17 protein-coding genes are annotated in these 20,550 nt (G+C 48.4%); 7 read left to right on the top strand and 10 right to left on the bottom strand.

Features of this window, described 5'->3' with window-relative positions; translation table 11 throughout:
* Positions 1-3,388 (bottom strand): hypothetical protein (locus MHH93_RS16750; RefSeq protein WP_500054919.1); only part of this gene is annotated, 3,388 nt, incomplete at its 3' end.
* A gap of 213 nt (positions 3,389-3,601) precedes the next feature.
* Here MHH93_RS16750 and MHH93_RS16745 point away from each other — a divergent pair.
* Together MHH93_RS16745 and asd are read left to right on the top strand one after the other, a co-directional pair.
* A complete protein-coding gene (locus MHH93_RS16745) occupies positions 3,602-4,873 on the top strand; it encodes a YheC/YheD family endospore coat-associated protein (RefSeq protein ID WP_500054918.1) in 1,272 nt (423 codons plus the stop codon).
* Between the two features lie 84 nt (positions 4,874-4,957).
* The gene (gene asd, locus MHH93_RS16740) at positions 4,958-5,749 is read left to right on the top strand and encodes an archaetidylserine decarboxylase (protein ID WP_500054917.1); all 792 of its coding nucleotides are present in this window, start codon (positions 4,958-4,960) and stop codon (positions 5,747-5,749) included.
* 348 nt (positions 5,750-6,097) lie between these two features.
* Here asd and MHH93_RS16735 read toward each other — a convergent pair whose 3' ends face one another.
* Positions 6,098-6,883 carry an AraC family transcriptional regulator gene (locus MHH93_RS16735; protein ID WP_500054916.1) on the bottom strand — a complete coding sequence of 262 codons (786 nt, stop codon included), beginning with the start codon at positions 6,881-6,883 and terminating at the stop codon, positions 6,098-6,100.
* A 179-nt stretch (positions 6,884-7,062) separates the two neighbouring features.
* On the bottom strand, positions 7,063-8,523 hold the full coding sequence (pdxR, locus tag MHH93_RS16730) for a MocR-like pyridoxine biosynthesis transcription factor PdxR (RefSeq protein ID WP_500054915.1): 1,461 nt from the start codon (positions 8,521-8,523) through the stop codon (positions 7,063-7,065).
* Between the two features lie 155 nt (positions 8,524-8,678).
* Here pdxR and MHH93_RS16725 point away from each other — a divergent pair, with 155 nt between their 5' ends.
* From MHH93_RS16725 to MHH93_RS16715, 3 genes are all read left to right on the top strand, one after another.
* Positions 8,679-9,296: a pyridoxamine 5'-phosphate oxidase family protein gene (locus MHH93_RS16725; RefSeq protein ID WP_500054914.1), complete on the top strand. Its 618-nt coding sequence runs from the start codon at positions 8,679-8,681 to the stop codon at positions 9,294-9,296.
* Positions 9,297-9,474: 178 nt separating this feature from the next.
* Positions 9,475-10,773: an aminotransferase class I/II-fold pyridoxal phosphate-dependent enzyme gene (locus tag MHH93_RS16720; protein ID WP_500054913.1), complete on the top strand. Its 1,299-nt coding sequence runs from the start codon at positions 9,475-9,477 to the stop codon at positions 10,771-10,773.
* A gap of 250 nt (positions 10,774-11,023) precedes the next feature.
* Complete coding sequence (locus tag MHH93_RS16715) at positions 11,024-11,149, top strand: YjcZ family sporulation protein (RefSeq protein ID WP_206759599.1); 126 nt, start codon at positions 11,024-11,026, stop codon at positions 11,147-11,149.
* 167 nt (positions 11,150-11,316) lie between these two features.
* Here MHH93_RS16715 and MHH93_RS16710 read toward each other — a convergent pair whose 3' ends face one another.
* The 5 genes from MHH93_RS16710 to MHH93_RS16690 all read right to left on the bottom strand — a co-directional run bounded on the left by MHH93_RS16710 (position 11,317) and on the right by MHH93_RS16690 (position 16,189).
* Entirely contained in the window at positions 11,317-12,534 is a 1,218-nt protein-coding gene (locus tag MHH93_RS16710; RefSeq protein WP_500054912.1) for an ABC transporter permease, read from the bottom strand.
* A gap of 2 nt (positions 12,535-12,536) precedes the next feature.
* Positions 12,537-13,289: an ABC transporter ATP-binding protein gene (locus MHH93_RS16705; RefSeq protein ID WP_253440582.1), complete on the bottom strand. Its 753-nt coding sequence runs from the start codon at positions 13,287-13,289 to the stop codon at positions 12,537-12,539.
* Positions 13,290-13,316: 27 nt separating this feature from the next.
* Positions 13,317-14,690 carry a DEAD/DEAH box helicase gene (locus MHH93_RS16700; RefSeq protein WP_500054911.1) on the bottom strand — a complete coding sequence of 458 codons (1,374 nt, stop codon included), beginning with the start codon at positions 14,688-14,690 and terminating at the stop codon, positions 13,317-13,319.
* A 210-nt stretch (positions 14,691-14,900) separates the two neighbouring features.
* Positions 14,901-15,674, bottom strand: coding sequence for an SDR family NAD(P)-dependent oxidoreductase (locus tag MHH93_RS16695; protein ID WP_500054910.1), 774 nt, complete (start codon positions 15,672-15,674; stop codon positions 14,901-14,903).
* Positions 15,675-15,730: 56 nt separating this feature from the next.
* Complete coding sequence (locus MHH93_RS16690) at positions 15,731-16,189, bottom strand: chemotaxis protein CheX (RefSeq protein WP_062837913.1); 459 nt, start codon at positions 16,187-16,189, stop codon at positions 15,731-15,733.
* 456 nt (positions 16,190-16,645) lie between these two features.
* On the opposite strand from MHH93_RS16690, the gene MHH93_RS16685 reads away from it, so the two are divergent.
* Positions 16,646-17,548 (top strand): LysR family transcriptional regulator, encoded by a 903-nt coding sequence (locus tag MHH93_RS16685; protein ID WP_036605798.1) that lies wholly within the window; start codon positions 16,646-16,648, stop codon positions 17,546-17,548.
* Between the two features lie 30 nt (positions 17,549-17,578).
* On the top strand, positions 17,579-18,388 hold the full coding sequence (locus MHH93_RS16680; protein ID WP_500054909.1) for a histidinol-phosphatase: 810 nt from the start codon (positions 17,579-17,581) through the stop codon (positions 18,386-18,388).
* Positions 18,389-18,871: 483 nt separating this feature from the next.
* On the opposite strand, the gene MHH93_RS16675 is transcribed toward MHH93_RS16680, so the two are convergent.
* On the bottom strand, positions 18,872-19,504 hold the full coding sequence (locus MHH93_RS16675; protein ID WP_500054908.1) for a GNAT family N-acetyltransferase: 633 nt from the start codon (positions 19,502-19,504) through the stop codon (positions 18,872-18,874).
* Positions 19,505-19,670: 166 nt separating this feature from the next.
* A complete protein-coding gene (locus MHH93_RS16670; RefSeq protein WP_500054907.1) occupies positions 19,671-20,402 on the bottom strand; it encodes a metallophosphoesterase family protein in 732 nt (243 codons plus the stop codon).
* Positions 20,403-20,550: the final 148 nt, after the last annotated feature.

Genomic DNA, 20,550 nt, shown 5'->3' with positions numbered 1-20,550 from the left:
CACTGCCATCGGCCAACTTGGTACTTATTACGGATCCATTTTGCAGATGAATGGCACTTACCGCTTCCTCTTCCAAGTGGAACATGCCGATGCTGTGCTCCTGGATATGGTCAGCAAGGATCGCTCCTTCCTGGATATGGCGGGATTGCACACTTTCGGATGCGATGTGGATTCCCGACACGGCATCTTCGAGCAATTTGCTGCCGGTTACACTGCCGTCTGCCAGTTTGGCACTGATGACGGACCCATTTTGCAGATGAATGGCACTTACTGCTTCCTCTTCCAGATGGATTGTGCCGATGCTTCGCTCCTGAATATGGTCAGCTTGAATGGCGTCTGCCTGAATATGCTCGGTTTGCACGCTTTCGGCTGCAAGATGAACTCCCGATACCGTACCTTCAAGTAACTTGCTGCCGTTTATACTGCCGTCCGCCAGTTTGGCACTCGTTACAGATCCATTTTGCAAATGAACCGCACTTACGGAGTCCTCATCCAGATGTATTGAGCCAATACTGTACTCTTGAATATGATCAGCAAGGATCGCTCCTTCCTGGATATGACGGCTTTGCACACTTTCGTTAGCAATGTGAGTAGCTGATACTGCCCCAGCGGCCAATTTGCTGCCATCTACACTACCACTCGCTAGTTTGGAGCGGGTTACGGATTCATCCTGCAAAATAATTGTGCTTACCGCTTCTTCTTCCAGATGAGACGTTCCGATGCTGCGTTCATGGATATGATGAGGCAGAATTTCACCATCCTGAATATGACGGGAATGTACAGCTCCTTGCTGCAAGTGAACAGCACTTGTCGACTCTGCCTGAAGATGCAAACCACTGATCAAACCCGGCTGAAGATGAGCCGCTGTAATGGATAAAGGAGCCAGATGGTCTGTTTCGACAGATCCAGGTGCCAAGTGATGTGATGTGACCACCTGTTCAGCAATATGCTCCTCATGAATGATGTCTGCCTTCAGATGCTGTGAGCTTACAACTTGAGTTCCCAAATGTTCAGATTTCACGCTGCCTTCAGCCAGATGCACGGATTGTACAACGGATGGTTGCAAGTGTTCGCTACCTACAGCAGCCTGTTGCAGTTCTGTTCCGGATACCGAGTCTGCTGTCAAATGGTCCCCACTTACAGACCCATGCCGAAGTTTGTTGCCCGTAATACTGCCATCAGCAAATAATTCCGGTGAGCGTATTTCTTCCGACAAATGTTCGAGGGAAACAGCGTGCTGCTTCAAGTGATATCCGCGAATCGTTCCTGCCGGAATATGTTTGGCGTTAATACTTTCTGCCATAATTTTGGAAGACGTTACGCTCCCGTCTGCCAGTTTAGCTGACGTAACAGCAAAATCCGCCAGTTTATCTGTGGCAACACTCTCTGGTGAGAGCTTCGGGGAGGTAACCGCATGATCTGTTAAATGAGGCGGAAAAATGGACCCGCCAGCCAGCTGGGCTGAAGTTATACTACCCGGAGCCAATTTGTCTGTTGTGACCGCTGCCCGTGCAATAGCATCCGTTTCAACACTGCCTGGTTGAAGATGAGGTGCGCCTACGGCATGTTCTGTCAGGTGATCTGACTTCACTGCATAAGGTCTCAGAGCCTCGGAACCCACACTCCCTGGAGCCAGATGTGTACCCGTGACTCCACCGTTCGCCAGATGCGAGGAACTAACACTTCCCGGGGCAAGCGCTCTGCTGCTCACTGATGCTGTTCCAAGCTTATCTGTTGTTACACTTCCATCTGCGAGCTTAACATCTGTAACGGCAGCATCCTGCAGCTCATACGTACCTACGGCAGACTCTGCAAGATGCCGCTCGGACACCACGCTATCTGCAAGAGCATCTCCGGTCACACTTCCGGTAGACAGATGTGTTGCCTCGATGCTTCCACTTGCAATGTGAATGGAGTGAATTGCAGCATTATCCACATGTACTGGCGTGATTCCCCGATTTGCAATGTGTTCCGCACGAATGGACCCTTTGGCAAGATGTTTACCCTGTACGGCTTCATCCGCAATTTTGGCAGAAATGACACTCTGATCAGCGATCTTGGTGGCCGTAATGGACTGCTCCAGCAATTTTGCTGTTCCAACAGACTGGTCTGCCAGCTTGCTGCTGGTTACCGCACCTTCTGTCAAATGCTCACTGCCCACTTCTCCATTGCCAATCTGCTCCTTGCCAACGGCATGAGCGCGTATCTGGCTTGAACCGATCGAACCGTCCAATAGATGTCTTCCACTTAGTGAACCCTCAGCCAAATGTCTTGTTTGGATGGACCCATCTTCAATCTGGTCACTTCCAATACTGCCATTGGATAGGTGTGAACGACCGACAGCCCCTTCTGCCAGATGTGTCTGTTTAACAGCACCTGCCTGAATATGGTGAGACTCGATGGATAATTCTTCGATTTTGCTGCCTGTGACAGCAGCTTCACGAATTTTGGAGGTAGTCACTGCATCGTCAGCCAGTTTGGAAGTATGCACAGCTCCTCCGGTGAGATGCCTTGTATCCACACCACTAATTGCAATCTTGTCTCCAGTTACGGCATGATTCTTGATTAAATCTTCCGTTACCAGCATGCGGCTAAGATGCCTTGTACCGATAGAACCATCGGCAATTTTGCTTGAATCGATGACCTGGTTGCCAAGCTTCTGAGAAGTAATACTGCCATCCCTAATTTTCTCACCGGCGATGGAAGCATTTCTTATTTTTTGACCAGACACAGAGCCGTCAATCAGGTGCTCCTCCGATACAGACGCTTCTGCAAGTTTCGCGGAAACAACGGCCCCGTCTGCAATGTGAATGCTCGTCACCGCATAATCCTGCAATGCTTCACTACCGACCGCATCCGGTTTCAACTTGGAGGCATCCACAGAGAAAGGAGCCAGTTTGCTCTCTGTGACAGCAAATTCACTCAAGTCATCCGTGTAGATGTAATGTCCGGTATGACCCGGCATCTGGTTCTGGTTCAGGATCTGCAGCCGATCCCGGCTTGCTATTTCCTGCTTGTTGATGTCCGGTTCTTCTACCAAAGCAGGCGGAGCCACGCTGCTAACCTGAATCTGCTTTTCCAGGTTATCTTGCGTCTCCACTTCCTTGCTATCAGACTCAACAGGTTCCGGCTTGATTTTGGCTTCGCTCTCTAGCTCTTCCAGCTCGTTCGTTGAAGCAGGCAGTTCTGTTGATTCAAATTGGAATTCTTCCGATGCCTGAACAGCCTTCGAATCCCTTTTATTCGCATTCAAGCGTTCTTCCCTATTCATGGTGAAACCTGAATTCATCTTGTCTGCCCGGCGATCAGTCAGTTCCAATTCCTTGAATTTCGGGCTCACATGCCGCAGTTTCGGCGTTGGGACCTTCTTTTTGCCATTTTTACTCATGCAGCTTGCTCCTTCCTCAAACGTTCATCTCCGGCATCATATGCTTCCATATGGGCATCTGCCACTTCATTTATGAGTTTCACGGAATCCAGAGCACCAATGTATAGGCATCAAGACAGGAAGGTTCTATGATCTTCGTGGAAATAGGCGTGTCAGGGCAGCTGAGGAAAGGCGGCTGTCCACGCCCCCGTCCCAGTCATGTCATAGGATATTATGTCTGAGCAAACACTGGTGCTTGGCGATGCATCTTACACACCGGTCTGCGTTATCGCGATGTCTGAGCCATGCGGTGACAGGCCGGCATTCCATGAATGGACGATCCATGGTCGCGATAACATCGAAGGAGGAACGGTCATGCTCCAAGAAACGATCGGCATTATGTTCGATTCACGCATGTACCGGGGGATACCGGCCGGAAGGACCGGTCAGGAATCACTCGCGAATTATGAACAGGCAGCGGCCAGTTATGGATTAACTCCCTGCTTTTTGCGGCTGGAAGATATTGATTCGGATCAAAAAACATGTCTTGCCTATGTAAAAAAAGAAGGCAGATATGTTCGCGAGCGCATGCCATTGCCCTCCGTCATTCATAACCGTTCACTTCAGCTTCGCCGGACGGAACAGCATCAGATCACCAAGCTGATGTTGCAGGGTATCCAGGTATTCAACGTTCGCAATCGGTACCGTAAAGATCACATTCATGACATGCTTCATCAGGACCTCGCCTTGCGAGAACACCTGCCCCATGCAGTTAAAGCTACGCCAGAGTCTCTGGCCTATATGATGGAACATTATGATGACCTCGTCATCAAACCGTGCAGCGGCAGTATCGGTCATGGCATTATGCGAGTCTTTCAGCGAGATGGACAGTGGAAACTGACCTGTGAGACAAAGGCTGCACGTAGAGGGTGGGCCACCTTCCGATTGAGCAAAGGACAGCTTCCTTCCTCCACCCTAAGGCGGATTTTTCGCCATGCCTACCTCATTGAAGAGCGTATCCCACTACTTCGTTATGAGGGCAGGCCGGTAGATCTGCGGGTATCTGTACAACGTGGCAGCGATGGTCTTTGGGGAATTACAGGCATGTTTGCCAAAGCGGCTCCTGCCCATACGTTTGTCACCAATATCGCCCAAGGTGGTAAAGTCATGAAGCTCGAGGAGGCTCTTGGATCAGGAGAACCTGGTTTCGACCTGGGCCGTTTGGAACGCAGAATCGGGTTCGTTGCACTTCGAATTGCCCAGATATTAGCGGCCAGTCTGCCACACCTGGCTGATCTGGGCCTTGATCTCGGGATAACGCGCAGCGGCCAGATCTATTTCATTGAATGCAATGGACGCGATCAACGTTACGGTTTTCGCAAAGCAGGAATGTCGGAACACTGGAAGTCAACGTACAGCAAACCCATGGCTTATGGACGGCTGCTGCTGGAACAGAATTCGAGAATTCCGAGACAACCGCAGACATACGATAGGAGATCATATTGATTTCGTGTGCATTCTGTGTCAATATTATGCAGAACGGCCGGTCTTCCGGCCTTGAAGTTCGCATTAACCCTAAGGGGGATATTCATGGCAAAAACGCTGTTGCGATTAATGACCGAGCTTTCTTCGCGCAAATGGATCTCCCGGACTGTGGGAGCCTTCTCCAAAAGCCGGGGAAGTAAGGCATTTATCCCTTATTTTGTCCGGACCTACGACATCCCTGTTCAAGAGGCCGAGAAAGATTGGAAAGAGTACCGTTCACTGAACGATTTCTTTACCCGCAAATTAAAGCCGGGCATGCGCCCGTTGGAACTTTCAGAGCATGCACTGATCAGCCCGGTAGATGCCAAGATTACGGCAGCCGGTCCAATATCTGCAGGGACACTCCTGAATGTTAAGGGACAAAATTATACACTTGCTGAATTATTAAACCATTCTCCCCATCTGGAGAAGTACAAGCACGGGTACGGGTTCGTTCTCTATCTCAGCCCTCGCGACTATCACCGCATTCATGCACCTGTTAGCGGCCGTAAAATAGAGAGCGAGCACATCAAGGGCAAAGTTTATCCCGTGAATGACTTTGGGCTGACCCATATGAAATCCGTGCTTAGTCGAAACGAACGGCTCATTACGTATATCGCACACGATTACGGTGAAGTGGCGGTTGTCAAAGTAGGTGCGATGAACGTGAGTAGCATACAGTATGCTAGCGCGGACACAAGTACCTGGGCTCAAGGCGATGATCTGGCCTATTTTGAATTCGGTTCCACTGTTGTTCTGTTGACGCAGAGTGGCACATTCGAACCGAAACCGGGCCTACAGCCAGGCGATTCGGTCAAAATGGGTGCATTGCTTGGTCGTTTGAAACCGAAGAAATAATGAGTTCCTACGCAAATAAAGAGGATGGCGCAGCACCTGTAACCAGGTATTGCGCCATCCTCTTTATGCATTCATCTTCCATCCATGTATACATGCAATACGAAGCTTCGCTTCGTCGTTATTGGTCTGCTGAGTTCTCCTCAAAACCATACATCCTGCAAATCCTCTGCCGGTTTGAATCGGCGGAGACGGTTCCGGAAAATATTGCATCCCTTCGTAGAGCATCCCCGGTTGCGGACCCGACGTTTTCCGTTCATCACAAGTTCCCCCTTTTGGTCATCTGGAATGCTAGATATTTACCCTTGCGTTCCAGACTTGAAACGTTGTCATGTTCTTCCCATCCAAATGTTAACGAATCTCGGACGGGCTTTTGCCTGTATACTGCTTGAACTGACGACTGAAGAAGAAAATATCCCGGTACCCCAGGGCATCAGCCACTTCGGTCACATTCATGCCGGTATGTACCAGCAGATGTTCTGCCCGTTCAATACGCATGCGGATAATATAAGATTGCACGGATGATCCGACCAGTTCCTTGAACTTGATCGAGAAATATCGGGGCGACAAGCCAGCCCGGGCAGCCAGATCTTCCACCCGATGTGTAATCCCCGGATGCTGACGCACATAATTGGCGACCTCCTGGATGACATCGGACAACTGGTTGCTTACCTTTTTCTCCACAGGTTCTTCCGTATCGGCGCGCAGCAAATGAATCATCAATTGCTTCAGAATCAATCGACTCTCTTCATCACGTCCGTACACATCCGATAAGAATAATCTTACATAACGTGCCAGCAAGTGCTCAAACTCCACTGTTTCCTGTACCTCGCGATAGGACTGGGGAAGATCAGTAACAGGCACGTCCACATCAAAATGAATATACGTAAGTACCAACGGTTTTTGCTTATTATGTGTTGCAGTAGGATGATCTCCCGGCCTGAACAAAAAACAACTCCCCTTGCCAACCTCATACGACTGGTCATTCAGTACAAGCGTTCCCTCACCACTCCATACATAAAATAAATCATAGTTTTGCATCGGTTTTTCCCGCTTCTGCCACTTCCAGCCCGGTTCACAGACAATTTTGGCGACAGCGGGCAAAATAACAAATGATGACGGCGATGCCTGCAGCATGTCGCCACTCCCCCTTGATAGTTAATCTCTCTGCATATGGCATCATTCTGATCTGAATCTCACATCTTCAATCAAGGCCATATGTACTTCAGCATCTAGCATCATTCAATACAACTTGCTCATATATGATCTCTGCTCCAATAGGAGCGAAATGGTCTTATCCTATTATACAGCGGAATTCACCGAAACGAAAATGTGCACTTCTCCCAGGCTAGCCGCATTCGCCGAATTCCCTCTGTCATCTCTTCTTTCTCCAGATGTGCAAACCCAAAACAGACCGCCGGATGAGCTGAAGTCAGCCAATATCGCTCTGCATCTCGAAACAGTACGCCATCCTCCTGAGCGAACTTTTTAAACTGCTGGTAGCTGTCAGCATCGCCATTCCAGGTGGCATAGATATGCAGTCCTGCATCACCAAGTTGCATGGTGAATGCTTCCGGTAACTGTAGTTCCATCTCTCGGACAAAAAAATCATGCCGTTCCCCATATAACCGGGTTAACCGTCGTAAGTGCCTCAGATAGCCTCCTCTGGTCATGAATTTGGCCAGTGCGCGCTGCTCTAACAGCGCCGGAGGTACCGGTTCATACAGCGTCTTGGCGGCAAGGAGGGGTTCTACCAGACCCGGTGGCAGTACGGCATAACCAAGTCGGAACGAAGCCACCATCGTTTGTGAGAATGAACCGACATAGATGACGCGCTGTTCACGATCAAGCACTTTGAGGGGTTCAATCGGTCTTCCACCCCATCGGAATTCACTGTCATAATCATCTTCAATAATGACCGCATTCCGCTTTGAGGCCCACGCAAGCAAGGCACGTCTTCTGTCCAATCCCAATACGGCCCCTGTTGGAAACTGCCGGGTGGGAGTGACAAATAACGTCTGTGCCTCCCAGGGCTGAGGTATAATGCCTGCGGTATCCACCTCTGCCGGGATGATATGCCCACCACAGGACTTGACGGCATGGGCAATACCCGGATAACCCGGATTCTCCAATACAACTGCTGTATTCTCCGTAATCAGCAATTGAGATAGGAGAGTGATGCCTTGCATGGAACCACTGAACAGTACAATCTGAGATGATTCTGCCTGGATGCCGCGTGTCCATCTGAGATGGGAGGCGATGGCCTCCCGCAGCTCCCGATCCCCCGCTGCGCCGCTCGGTTCTCGCCAACCACTGCGATGAACCGCAGCGAGTGCACTCTTCCACTCCCCTAGTGGGAAATGTTCTGCGGGCATGCGCGCCATCTGAAAATTAATGAAGGACGGGTTCGGTGAAGACATCTGCGTCCGCAGGACATCATGTTGCGTATTCAACCTCTGCACCCGCTCGCCCCATGGAGACAGTTTGAGAACGGCTTCCTGTTTCTCATTTTCTCGAGTGGATAATGTTTCGGTTACAAAGGTACCTCTTCCCCGATGTGCATGAACATAACCATCCGCAAGCAGCATGTCGTATACCTGAGCTACCGAACCACGTGACATCTCATATTGCCTTGCCAACTCACGGGTGGAAGGAAGCCGCGTGCCTCTCACCAATGTTCCTGCATGAATGGCATCACGTAACGCATGGTACAATGCCTCATATTTGTATCGATGCTGAAGTTCATAGGTATCCATCGCTAGCCACAATTCCATCATGCACCTCTCTTCTTCATTCGTCTTCATTATGTGATCCTGACCAATTGGCCTACTAAAGTGAATCTAAATTGGATCTATTTCATTGTCAATGTATGAACTATTGTTATGCATAAGATATGGCGTTCTATTATACATTCAATGATGGGGGAATACACATGAGACGGAAAGAATTCACAGTAGATGAAGAACAAGAGATTACGGCATTTCTGGATCAGTGCTCCTTCGGGTTTCTGGGGACGGTCAGCCCGGATGGACAGCCACGGGTTACACCGCTGAATTTCGTTTATATGGACGGTTGCTTTTATTTCCACGGCAGTCTGGCTGGCGAGAAGATGAAACAGATCAAACAGGATTCCTCGGTCAGTTTCACGGTAGCTGAAGAGTTCTCCCTGATCCCCTCCTATTTCAGTGATCCTGAGCTTGCCTGTCCGGCGACTTCTTTCTTCAAAAGTGTCATGGCCTTTGGTCAGGCAGAATCGGTTAAGGATCTGGACATTAAGGGTAAAGTACTGCAACGATTCATGGAAAAACTCCAGCCGCAAGGCGGATATGTACCGATTGATGCTACTGACTCACGTTACACAGGCAACCTCAAAGCTGTAGCCGTTGTAAGAATCATCCCCGAACGAGTCACTGCCAAATTTAAATTCGGACAAAATTGGTCCATTGAACGCTTGGATCATATACGGGGTGAACTGGAACAGCGCAATGAGGGACGAGATGCTGAAACCGCTGAGATGATGCGGAAATATTGTCCATTTCATCAGCAATAAATTTCATCTTCAGAGGATTCATCCAAGGTTGAATTCAACGATAACTCACGCCAAAACCCTCTGCAACAACGCGGTAAAGTGATATAACTGTCATATTGCGTAATTTCCGTGACGGGGGCATGTCAAGGTGATATAATGTTAGGCAGTTGAATCACAAAGACTTGGAAGGATGAAAAGAATGAATCCACTGGCTGAACAGTTGAACGAAAGTATTCAGACAGGCAGCAGTCACGTCTACTCCATGCTGTCACAGCTTGGCAAAGAAATTTATTTTCCTAAAGAGGGGATCTTGAGTCAATCTGCTGAAGCAGCAAGCTTGGCCAAGACCCATAATGCCACGATTGGTATCGCCCTGGAGGGTGGTGTGCCGATGCATCTTCAGGTTATTCAGGAGAAGCTGTCTGCATTCCAGCCAAAGGATCTGTATCCTTACGCTCCACCTGCAGGCAAACCTGAATTGCGGACCGTCTGGAGAGACAAGATGCTGAAGGAAACGCCTTCTCTGGAAGGCAAAACATTCGGCAATCCGATTGTCACCAATGCATTAACCCATGGACTAAGTATCGTAGCCGACCTGTTCGCCGATGAAGGGGACGCTGTCATATATCCGGATAAAAACTGGGAAAATTACGAGCTGACCTTCGGAATTCGTCGTCATGGCCAGTTGGTTCATTATCCCCTGTTCGATGATCAGTTGAATTTCAACAGTGACGGTCTGCTTCAGGCGTTGCTTGATCAAAAGGACAAAGGTAAAGCCATCGTACTGCTCAACTTCCCGAATAACCCTACAGGTTATACGCCTGGAGCCGAAGAAGCAGATGCCATTGTAAACACGATTCGTCAGGCAGCCGAAGCCGGCGTTAATGTGGTTGCTGTAACAGATGATGCATACTTCGGGCTGTTCTTCGAAGATTCCATTCATGAATCCCTGTTTGGCAAGCTTGCCAATATTCATCCACGTGTATTGACCGTAAAAGTGGATGGTGCAACGAAGGAAGAGTTCGTATGGGGCTTCCGCGTTGGATTCATTACGTATGCCCATGAAGATGCAGCTGTTCTGCACGCTTTGGAACAGAAAACTCTTGGTATCATCCGGGCAACGATCTCCAGTGGCCCGCATCCTTCCCAGACTTTTGTACTGGATGCGCTCAAAGCACCGGAGTTTGAAGCACAGAAACTGGAGAAGTTCGAGATTATGAAAGGCCGCGCCAACAAAGTGAAGGCCATTCTCGATAGCGGCAAGTATGAAGATGCATGGGACTATTATCCGTTTAACTCCGGTTACTTCATGTGCCTGAAGCTGAAGGAAGTTGGCGCTGAAGAACTTCGAAGCCACTTACTTCACAAATACGGCGTGGGTACCATCGCGCTAGGTGAAGCGGATCTGCGAATTGCATTCTCCTGTATTGAAGAATCCGGATTGGAAGATCTTTATGAGACCGTCTATCGTGGAGTTCAGGATCTGCGAACGACTTAGTTAAAACAGACCTGAACCCTGAAGATATAAGAACCCTTTGTATACTGGCGACGTTACATGTCTCCGAATATACAGAGGGTTCTTTTGTATTTTACAATTCGCCTGAGCCCCCGTACCTCACCGGGACAGTTGCCCAAAACCTCCAAATTCCAGCTTTACCGGGCATCGGCCCAATCAGCCCACCCCCATCGCACATAGTATACGATGTACGCAAGGGCGTGCCAAACAACCACTTGAAAGGGGAATGACCATGTCTGGAGTTGAAGATACAAGAGGCGGTTATGGATGCGGCGGTTACGGAGGATTTACGAACACAGGTGCCATTCTCGTTCTGTTCATCTTGCTCGTCATTATCACGAAATCATTCCTCTGTTAGTACCAATACACACATGCGCGGGAAGCAAGTGATCTGATTGCAACATGAAGAAGGTTATTCCGGGACACAGCCCGGAATAACCTTCTTTGTTGTTTGTATAATAATGATCACCGTCCAACTCGAACCACCATCTGGGCTGGCGAGAGGTACGTATTTCGATCAATCGTTTACTCGTCTTCTTCTTCCTTCAACCACTTGTTGCCTTGCGAACGGCGCATGATCACAATCACCAGTATGCCCAAAATAAGGGCTACCCCGGTGACAGCCAGTCCACTCGCTCCGCCAGCCAGCATAGGCAGCCACATGAGCAACGCAGCCAGCGCATGTAAATGGAATATGAATCCCAACACCTGAGAACGACGACTCTCTCCCGAGATCGGATAGATCATGATCCAGAACGATTCACTATGACTGCGACGCAGCGCACCAAGCTGTACACCTGCAAGCAACAGGAAGAACAGATACACGCCAACACCAAAGTAGCTGCCTGCCGTCCACCAGGATAGTAACATGCCCAGTACAACTAGGCGTAACACGATGGAAAACACTTCGGTTCGAATAAACGTTTTGGTCATCAAATAACGGTAAGCTTTCCCCGCATTCCATGGGAGACCGCTCCCCCATTTGCTAAGCCAACGACGCGAACTTACTTTCTGTCCGGATGAAGGTACATCCACGAACCAGCCAAGTGTACGCATAACTCTGCCAGCCTGCCCCTGCTCCACCTGAATCAGACGTTCCCACGCCACCCGATGTTTCACTGGTACACGCAAAGCGACGATGTAGACGACAGCCAGTAACAGCAGGAACCATACGCTGCGCTGAGGTGGCTGCCATAGCCATGCACCAACCGCCAGCACAGCCAGTGCCCAACGTAAGAGACGATATCCTCTTGATGCCCCGACCTGAACCATTCTTAGCTCTTGCCATGCTCCATAACTGGACAGCCCTTTCCACAGCAGTAGGAATACGATGAACCAGCCAAACGGGCGTGCATCCAGATCTGCTCTAACATAGAGAGGCCACAGTGTAACAAACACAAGCAACAGGCCCAGACTTTTATAGATGATGCCCCGGGCAAAGCTGTTCTTCAAATATTCCTGCATCCGGTATTCCTGTGGTCGCAGGAACACAATATCTGCCGGAAGCAGATATGTACGATAACTGCTAAACATCACCAGTGGTGCGAGCAGTAACAATGCAATCCAGCGAATCGGGAATTCGGCGGGAATGTTCTGAACAAACGATGTATACCAGGCGGAGAACGCAATGACGAGAAATAAAAAGACCATAGCTACACCGCTCTGGATGACATATCCCAGATAAGGAAGAATTTCGTTCCAGAATCCTGTGCGTCTTTGTTTCCATAGCAGCTTGAGATCCATGCTCAATCCCTGCCTTGTACGAGGGAATAGAACATGTGCTCCAGCGTGGCATCGGATTCCCCGAATTGAAGGCGCAATTCATTCAATGTCCCTTGAGCAATAACCTGTCCACGGTGCAGAACGATAAAACGGTCACAGTAATTTTCAATCGTGGACAAAATGTGTGAGCTGAGCAAGATGGATGAACCCGAAGCCTTCATCTCAAGCATAAAATCAAGCAAGGAGCGAATACCCAGCGGGTCAAGCCCCAGGAAAGGCTCATCAATAATGTACAGTGGCGGTCCTGCCACAAAAGCACACATAATCATGACCTTTTGCCGCATCCCCTTGGACAGATGAGTCGACAGACTTGTACTTTTCTCATTCATACGGAATAATTGCAGCAATTTCTCCGTACGTTGCTTGAAGTCAGCCTCCGACACATTGTACGCTCTTGCCGTAAACTCGAGATGTTCCATCACCGTCATCTCATCATACAGTTCAGGTGATTCCGGTACGAATGCCATGGCCGATTGGTAGATCTGCGCATCCTCGTCCCGCTTTTTGCCCATCACTCGCACTTCGCCCTGTTGTGGGGTCATCAAGCCGAGAATATGTTTCATCGTTGTACTTTTGCCAGCACCGTTTAAGCCGATTAGTCCGACCATCTCCCCACGTCCAACTTCCAGATCGATACCGTGAAGGACCGGTCGTTTGGCACTATAACCTCCGCTTAACCCGCTGATTTGCAGAACAGGCGATTGAACGTTTTCCATCTATCCCTGCACCCCTTTCGTCAGATTCTATTCTTCGGAGCGTGGCGTTTTGTCTTTACTCCACTTGGGTGCTCCCTTGTTTTTACGATCCTGATCGCGCTCCGTGCGGCCTGTATTGCCAGTTGGTTTGCTACCCGTTGGACGCGAATTGGAGATTGTAGCTCGGGTACCGCCATTGCGGCTGCCCTGACCTGGTTTGCGATCTCTGTTTTGTCCCGGTTTTCTGGAGAAAGAATGCCCCTCCGGACGCGTGTCCGGACGCGGATCTGCTTCCAATACTTTACCGCCGAAGAGAACACGTTCCTGCAACTCGATGCCGAGTTCACGCGCGAATTTGCGCATAATGAAGATCTGCGTCTCATCCACAATGGACAGTACAATACCCGAACGTCCCATGCGGCCTGTACGGCCTGCGCGGTGAACATAATGCTCCGAGTCAAAGGCAGGGTCATAGTTAATAACCATTGGAAGTCCTTCGATATCCAGTCCTCTGGCAGCAACTTCGCTGGCGATCAGCAATTGCAGTTTGCCGTTACGGAAGGCAGATAATACGTTGCTGCGGGTCACTTTGTCAGCATCCCCATACAGTGCAGCAGCGGACAATCCCAGATGATTCATTTTTGCTTCCACTTCACCAATGTCTTCAGTTGCATTTACAAATACAATTGCCCGATCCGGATTGTACTGTCTGACCAGACGACGCAGCATGTCAATTTTATTACGGTTTTCTTCCACAAAATAATAATGCTCCAAGCCCGCAGCAGTAGCGCGATCCGGCTCAATTCCGATCTGAACAGGCTCTTTCATCTCACGCTTCGCGAGTCCAGCCGTATGCTCATCAATTGTTGCTGACAGGAAGATCAGCTGACGATCACGCAATGCGCTCTTGAGTACAAAGTTCACGTCACTTACGCCGCCGAGCTGGAATACTTGATCCGCTTCATCAATGACGATGGTGGAAACATTGTGCATTTTCAATTTTTTAAGTGTAATTAATTCCTTCAGTCGTCCCGGTGTGCCCACAACCAATTGTGGATGCTCACGCAATTTTTCGATCTGACGTTTAGCTGCTGCGCCACCAATCAGACCCAATACGCCGATCTTGCGTTCTTCCCCGTAGCGCTGTGCCTCACGTACAATCTGCATCGCCAGTTCTTGTGTAGGTGCAATAACGAGTTTCTGCGTACCTTTGACATCCATTTTGATGGATTGTAGCATTGGCAAAAGATATGCCAGGGTTTTCCCTGTTCCCGTCTGGGATTTGGATACAACATCCCGGCCTTCCAAAATAACCGGGATCGTCTGAGCCTGTACAGGTGAAGGTTCGTTAATGCCATGTTTCGCCAAAACGGCCTCCAGATCCTGTTCCACGCCAATTGAAGCAAATGTTTGATTCGTCATGTATGTCCATCCTTTTAATTTATTCATTTTGATGCTAGCCCTGCTTGCACTTATTAAAACCGAAGCCTGTCATCACATTACCTTTCATTATATGCGAAAAAAGCCTACGTACCAAATCTTATTCCAGAATTGTATGTATACACGCCAAAAAAAAGAAAAGCCCCTCGGCGGAGCCTTTCTTTCATCCGTATATGATGCCTCGTATCACATTTACTTCTGATTCATTACACCGTGCGACAATCGATCTGCAAGACGTGGGAATAGCTGATACAGCCATATGCCAGCAGAAGCAAGTCTCGGTAGATTTACTTCTTCCTTGCGCTTTTTCATCGCCCGAATCATATGACCTGCAACGTCTTCCGGTTTCAACATCATCCAACGTACATTATTCACATAATTGCCAGATGGATCAGCCCGATGGAAAAATGGTGTATCAATCGGACCTGGATTAATCGTAGTCACCATGACTCCGGTCTTACGAAGCTCTTGACGGAGCGCATTACTAAATCCGAGTACAGCATGTTTCGTAGCTGTATAGGAAGCGGATTTGGCTGTACCGATTTTGCCAGCCATGGAGGCCACGTTCACAATCTGACCTTTGCCACGTTCCAGCATTTGCGGAAGCACTGCTTTGGTGCAGCGGACAATGCCCATGTAATTCACGTCCATCATCTCATCGAATTCCTGTACAGACATCTCTGTCATCGCTGCAAATTTTCCATAACCTGCGTTGTTCAGCAAGATATCGATTCGTCCGTATCTATGCAATATTGCCTCCACAGCTGCCTGAACCTGCTCACTATCCGTAACATCAAGCGTGAGTAATTCATGCGGCCCTTTCAGCGAGGCACCAATCTCTTCCAGCTTGTCCCGCGAACGGGCAGCCAGAATCGGGATGGCTCCTTCTTCTATCAGCATCTGCGCACACAGCGCACCGATACCACTCGATGCACCTGTGATAAACACTACCTGATCTTTCAACATACCCGACGTCCTCCCGTATTGAACACATATTGCCTCTTGAGGCATATGGCTCTATTCTACGAGATCATGACCTGAATATCCATCTCACCAATACCGTCCATCAGCAAAGGAATGCTTAATGCTTTCGTTGCACTGAATGTAGTCAGATGTTCGGACTTCATCACTTGTGGAGGTGTAATATCAACTACAACACCCTGATTCGACAGGATGGTACTAGCATTACCACTGATCATATTACCCAATTCCGAAATCGCGCTTTTGCTCATTTCATCCATTTCTGTAATGACAAAACCACCCATCATCGCAGATACAATTTTCAATGCCACTTGTTCATTGATTCCAAATACAATGTTCCCGCTAAGTTGTCCAGTCATTCCAATCACGATCCAGACATGGTCTGCAATGAACTCTACATTTTTCACGCCAAGACTCCCGGTGGAAGGCGAAACCTGGATGAGCTGTTCGAATACGTTCCGTGCCGATTCCAGGAAAGGATTAATCACTTCCGCTTTCACTGTCTATGTCCCCCTCACACTGGGTTATTGGTCACACACCAAAAGTCCCATATTCATTAAATTTATTATACTTTATCACGTACAAGAATTCATTAAGAATTCGTTAAATCATGTGTACTATAATTTATCGTCATCCGTAGGGCAAATGTTTATAGCTGATTCTAGCGAATAAATAGAGCTTTTCACTTCTTTTGAAGAACGGATTTCGATCATTGCGCGTGGCAAAAGGTATTTAGGACTTTATTACTGCTTTATCACAACTGTTAAAAAAATCAAATTCTTGTATTCGCATTTTTTTCACAGTCTCTTGAACTACTTTTACTCCTGACAATTACCTTCATTGCTCTGCTGTCCTGAATCACCTATAATTTAAGATAAAGGAACAATAACCAGTTACGGGATTTCATCGCACCACATCTACATATCGAAGATACTTTTCCTGCAAGGAGGTCACCTATGAACATAAGCCAACTGGAGACATTAATTACCATTTCCAAAACGATGAGCTTCCGCAAAGCGGGTGAACTGCTAAACTTGACTCAGCCTGCCGTCTCGGCTCAAATCAAAAGTCTGGAGGACGAATTCAGCACTGTTCTTGTAGATCGTAACCAACCCGTTACCCTCACAGACCGTGGACAGGTATTTCTGGAACATGCTGAACGCATGCTCGACATCGTCGATGAACTGAAACAAAAATTGTCCGATCTCGATGAAACGCCTCAGGGACGGATCGTGCTGGGCACGACGACTTCCATTGCTATTCAGATCCTGCCGAGGGTGTTATCCTATTTCCAGGATCAATTCCCGCTCATCAAAACCAGTATTCAATCCCTTCCTTCATCACAGATCTATACCCAGGTCGAAAATGGTCTGGTTGATATTGGTATCGGTTATCTTACGGAGCGTAATCCCAACCTGAATACATCGGTGCTGTACTATGACACATTTGAACTTGTGGTATCTCCTTCCCATCCACTGGCGAAGAAAAAACATGCTGCAGTGGATGTGCTCCGGAGCACCCCATTGATTCTGCTGTCCCCTGATACCGTAGGGCGACGGTTTACGGAAACCATCTTCAAGAAACATAATATTGAACCTAATATTGTAATGGAGTTATCCAGCAGCGAAGAAGTGAAACGGATGGTCGAGATTGATCTAGGGGCAGCTGTGATCTCCAAACAATCGGTTGCGCATGAGTTGCGTCAAGGTACATTGCGAATGATACCTTTAAGTGAGCTGGAGGTCAGTCACCCTGTTGGTGTCATCTATAAGTCGAGTCGGTACCTCAACTCAGCGATGCAGCAATTCATAAGTGACCTCAAAGGCATGCCGGAAACCCAATTCATCAGTTCAGAATGACAATGGGCCATGAGAAAGGAAGGATTCCATATGAAATTTGATCTTCATACACATCATTTTCGTTGTGGTCACGCAGACGGCAACATCCGCGATTATATAGAGGCAGGTATTAAGGCAGGTCTTCAGGCCATCGGTATCTCGGATCATACACCCTACTTTGGTAGCGAACTTGAGCAAGCATTCCCACGGATCGCAATGGGCAAGTCTGAATTGCAACATTATGTGGAAGAGGTTCTTGCTCTGAAAGAGGAGTACTCTGGTAAAATCGATGTGCTGCTCGGCATTGAATCGGACTACTTCCCTACTCATGCGGAATTGTACCGTACCACACTGGGACAGTATCCTTTTGACTATATTATTGGTTCCGTTCATCATACCGAGGATGTAAGCATCTTTAACAAAACCCGGTGGAACGGACTGAGCGATGCTCGCAAAGTTGAAGTGAAAGAAAGCTATTATTCATTGATCCGGCAATCGGCTCGCAGCGGTATGTTCCAGATCCTTGGACACATTGATGCTATGAAAGGAAACTATCCACCGTTCTCCGAAATTATCGCGGATCAGGCCATTGATGAAACGTTGCAGGTCATCGCAGAATCCAATGTAGCGATCGAAATTAACACATCTGGCAAAACCAAACTCAGCGGTGGCTGGTATCCCTCGGATGCCATCCTGGAACGCGCCCATCATTATGGGGTGAAGGTGACATTTGGATCGGACGCTCATAAACCGCAGCGGGTTGCAGACGAGCTGGATGACGTTCGTACACGTCTCAAGGAGATCGGATTCACCGACTGGGTATACTTTAAGCAGAAACAGATGCAGGTTGTACCACTGTAAAATAGAGCAAACACAAAGACCCCCACAGCGCGCTTGTAAACGCCGTGGGGGCCTTTGTGTTTAATTCTAAATTAAAACTATGATATAAGTTCAACTGAACATTTACACGATAACGGAGAGGACAGAAATAACCTGAAGAAACGAAGTGTTCGCCTAAAAGCTTTCTGAAAGAAAGCTACATTGAAGCATACGCTACCCCCAGATTTGCCCTTTTCAAAAGGGGATCAAAAAATCTGGGGATAACAGCGATCGGAAGGTTATTCTGTCATCGGAGTGTCCAGTGTAACTACTCCACAGTTAACTTATATGGACAAAAAAAATGAACCCGCTCGCGCGGGTCCCAACAGCATTATCTATTATCAAAAAGGGGGTCATGAGATAAGTTTACCCCCTGTCTGTTAGAGTTCAATTGCAGCTATATTTCAATTGTGTAACAAATGATTGAAGTTCGATTCATTTACGTTTGACTACCCTTACTCTATGTCATTGCGGCTTGTCAGATACCAGGGTTTGCAGGTCTTTTTCCTGAAGCGGGCGTACGTATTGTTCCCGGTACATACTGTACACTTTAACATCCATCAGGGATTCTGATCCCTCGTCGTCCTCATCATTCAGCCCGAACGAGGGAAGACTCCGCTCATAGGACATCCCTATTTTGCTTAGCACCCGTTGTGAAGATACATTGGCCTCATAACAACGTGCTTCCACCCTCCCCAGATGAAGATCGTCAAATCCAAACTGCAGCAGCCGCTGTACCGCCTCGGTAGCCACCCCCCTGCCCCAACAGGACCTGTTCAGGATATAACCAATCTGTGCGGTACCATTCTGATCATTCCAATGCTGAAATGAGGTGATCCCAATGACCTGCTCCTTGCCTCTCCAGCAGATCCCATAATGTAACGAATCCAGCTTGGCACTGCTGCTCCGTATCTGGTTCAATAACCGTCTCGCCCTAATCGGCGGAGGATGGCTTCCCCTATTCACATATCGTATGACTTGAGGATCGGAAAAGAGTTCTGATAATGTGCTGTAATCACTCTGACGTAAGGATCGCAGGACAAGACGCTCTGTCCACAAAGCCGGCAGGCCTTGAACCAGCATTTTTCGGGTAAGCATGACAATCGCTCCTTTTGCCTAACGGGCTTGAGTCCGGTAAGACAAGCATGCTCTTAAGGTGATCCGGCGTAATACCATTTGAACTGAACCACGAAATGTAGTATTCGCTTTTAGTGTGAATATATTGCATCATTCAATTCCTAACGCTAAAGAGCCCGGATGTTGACTACTCCTGCAACCCGCGATAGATGCCCGTACGAATCTCACGAATATAGAAATCTAGTGCAGGAACATTCGCGGACTGTGCAACCTTTACTTCCTGCTCAATATCATAAGGCACCCGCACAAATTGAACATTGAACGGGGTATTGTTATCGTTGCTGTCTTCACCCTCCAGAATACAGTAGGAAGCCTGGGGAAGATCAAGTGGATTACCGACACTGCCTGCATTAAACAGCAACTTGCCATTCATATACTGCAAGTATGCGTTATGCACATCTCCATATCCTACAACATCTGCTACACCTTGCTCAGGTTGATCCGCCGGCGGATCAAACATCGCCAACCTCTTTTCCATCCCGTCCCATGGCTGCACACGATGGTATACACTTTGAGGTGAAGCGTGGACCAGACGGATGGTACGACCGCTAAGTTGAAATTGATGACTGAAGGGTAGGTTCGCCAAGTATACCAATCGTTCCTCACCGAGCCGTTCTGCTTGCCACGTGAAGTTTTCGTTGTCTTGGTTAACCGCAACCAGTTCATCCCAGTTACCCCGGATGACAAGTTCGCACGTCGCTCTTACCTGATCCACAACCTGTACCGGTTCTGGGCCCTTACCCACGAGGTCACCAAGACAAAAGATTCGCTCCACGCCACGACTTCGGATATCTTTTAACACTGCTTCCCAGGCAGTCATGTTGCCATGAATGTCGGATACAATCGCAATTCTTTCCATCTGGATAACCTCCATTCATGTTGAGTCGTTCACTGTTGTACGTTTACACTTGCCACTACGATGACAGAATAACCTTCCGATCGCTGTTATCCCCAGATTTTTTGATTCCTTTCTTGAAAGGGAAAATCCGGAGATAGCGTATGCTTCC

Origin of the sequence: Priestia sp. FSL H7-0729 (genome assembly GCF_038005685.1) — a bacterium.
Lineage (GTDB): Bacteria > Bacillota > Bacilli > Paenibacillales > Paenibacillaceae > Paenibacillus.
The sequence above is the reverse complement of the archived record's forward strand: the minus strand, read 5'-3'. Positions and strand labels throughout refer to the sequence as shown.

What these genes read in the sequence shown, in the direction of transcription:
- asd (WP_500054917.1), top strand. Translation starts at nt 4,958, where the DNA reads ATGGCAAAAACGCTGTTGCGATTAATGACCGAGCTTTCTTCGCGCAAA.
- MHH93_RS16675 (WP_500054908.1), bottom strand. Translation starts at nt 19,504, where the DNA reads ATGCTTACCCGAAAAATGCTGGTTCAAGGCCTGCCGGCTTTGTGGACA.
- pdxR (WP_500054915.1), bottom strand. Translation starts at nt 8,523, where the DNA reads ATGATGGAATTGTGGCTAGCGATGGATACCTATGAACTTCAGCATCGA.
- MHH93_RS16700 (WP_500054911.1), bottom strand. Translation starts at nt 14,690, where the DNA reads ATGACGAATCAAACATTTGCTTCAATTGGCGTGGAACAGGATCTGGAG.
- MHH93_RS16725 (WP_500054914.1), top strand. Translation starts at nt 8,679, where the DNA reads ATGAGACGGAAAGAATTCACAGTAGATGAAGAACAAGAGATTACGGCA.
- MHH93_RS16685 (WP_036605798.1), top strand. Translation starts at nt 16,646, where the DNA reads ATGAACATAAGCCAACTGGAGACATTAATTACCATTTCCAAAACGATG.
- MHH93_RS16670 (WP_500054907.1), bottom strand. Translation starts at nt 20,402, where the DNA reads ATGGAAAGAATTGCGATTGTATCCGACATTCATGGCAACATGACTGCC.
- MHH93_RS16745 (WP_500054918.1), top strand. Translation starts at nt 3,602, where the DNA reads ATGTCTGAGCAAACACTGGTGCTTGGCGATGCATCTTACACACCGGTC.
- MHH93_RS16715 (WP_206759599.1), top strand. Translation starts at nt 11,024, where the DNA reads ATGTCTGGAGTTGAAGATACAAGAGGCGGTTATGGATGCGGCGGTTAC.
- MHH93_RS16680 (WP_500054909.1), top strand. Translation starts at nt 17,579, where the DNA reads ATGAAATTTGATCTTCATACACATCATTTTCGTTGTGGTCACGCAGAC.
- MHH93_RS16720 (WP_500054913.1), top strand. Translation starts at nt 9,475, where the DNA reads ATGAATCCACTGGCTGAACAGTTGAACGAAAGTATTCAGACAGGCAGC.
- MHH93_RS16710 (WP_500054912.1), bottom strand. Translation starts at nt 12,534, where the DNA reads ATGGATCTCAAGCTGCTATGGAAACAAAGACGCACAGGATTCTGGAAC.
- MHH93_RS16735 (WP_500054916.1), bottom strand. Translation starts at nt 6,883, where the DNA reads ATGCTGCAGGCATCGCCGTCATCATTTGTTATTTTGCCCGCTGTCGCC.
- MHH93_RS16705 (WP_253440582.1), bottom strand. Translation starts at nt 13,289, where the DNA reads ATGGAAAACGTTCAATCGCCTGTTCTGCAAATCAGCGGGTTAAGCGGA.
- MHH93_RS16695 (WP_500054910.1), bottom strand. Translation starts at nt 15,674, where the DNA reads ATGTTGAAAGATCAGGTAGTGTTTATCACAGGTGCATCGAGTGGTATC.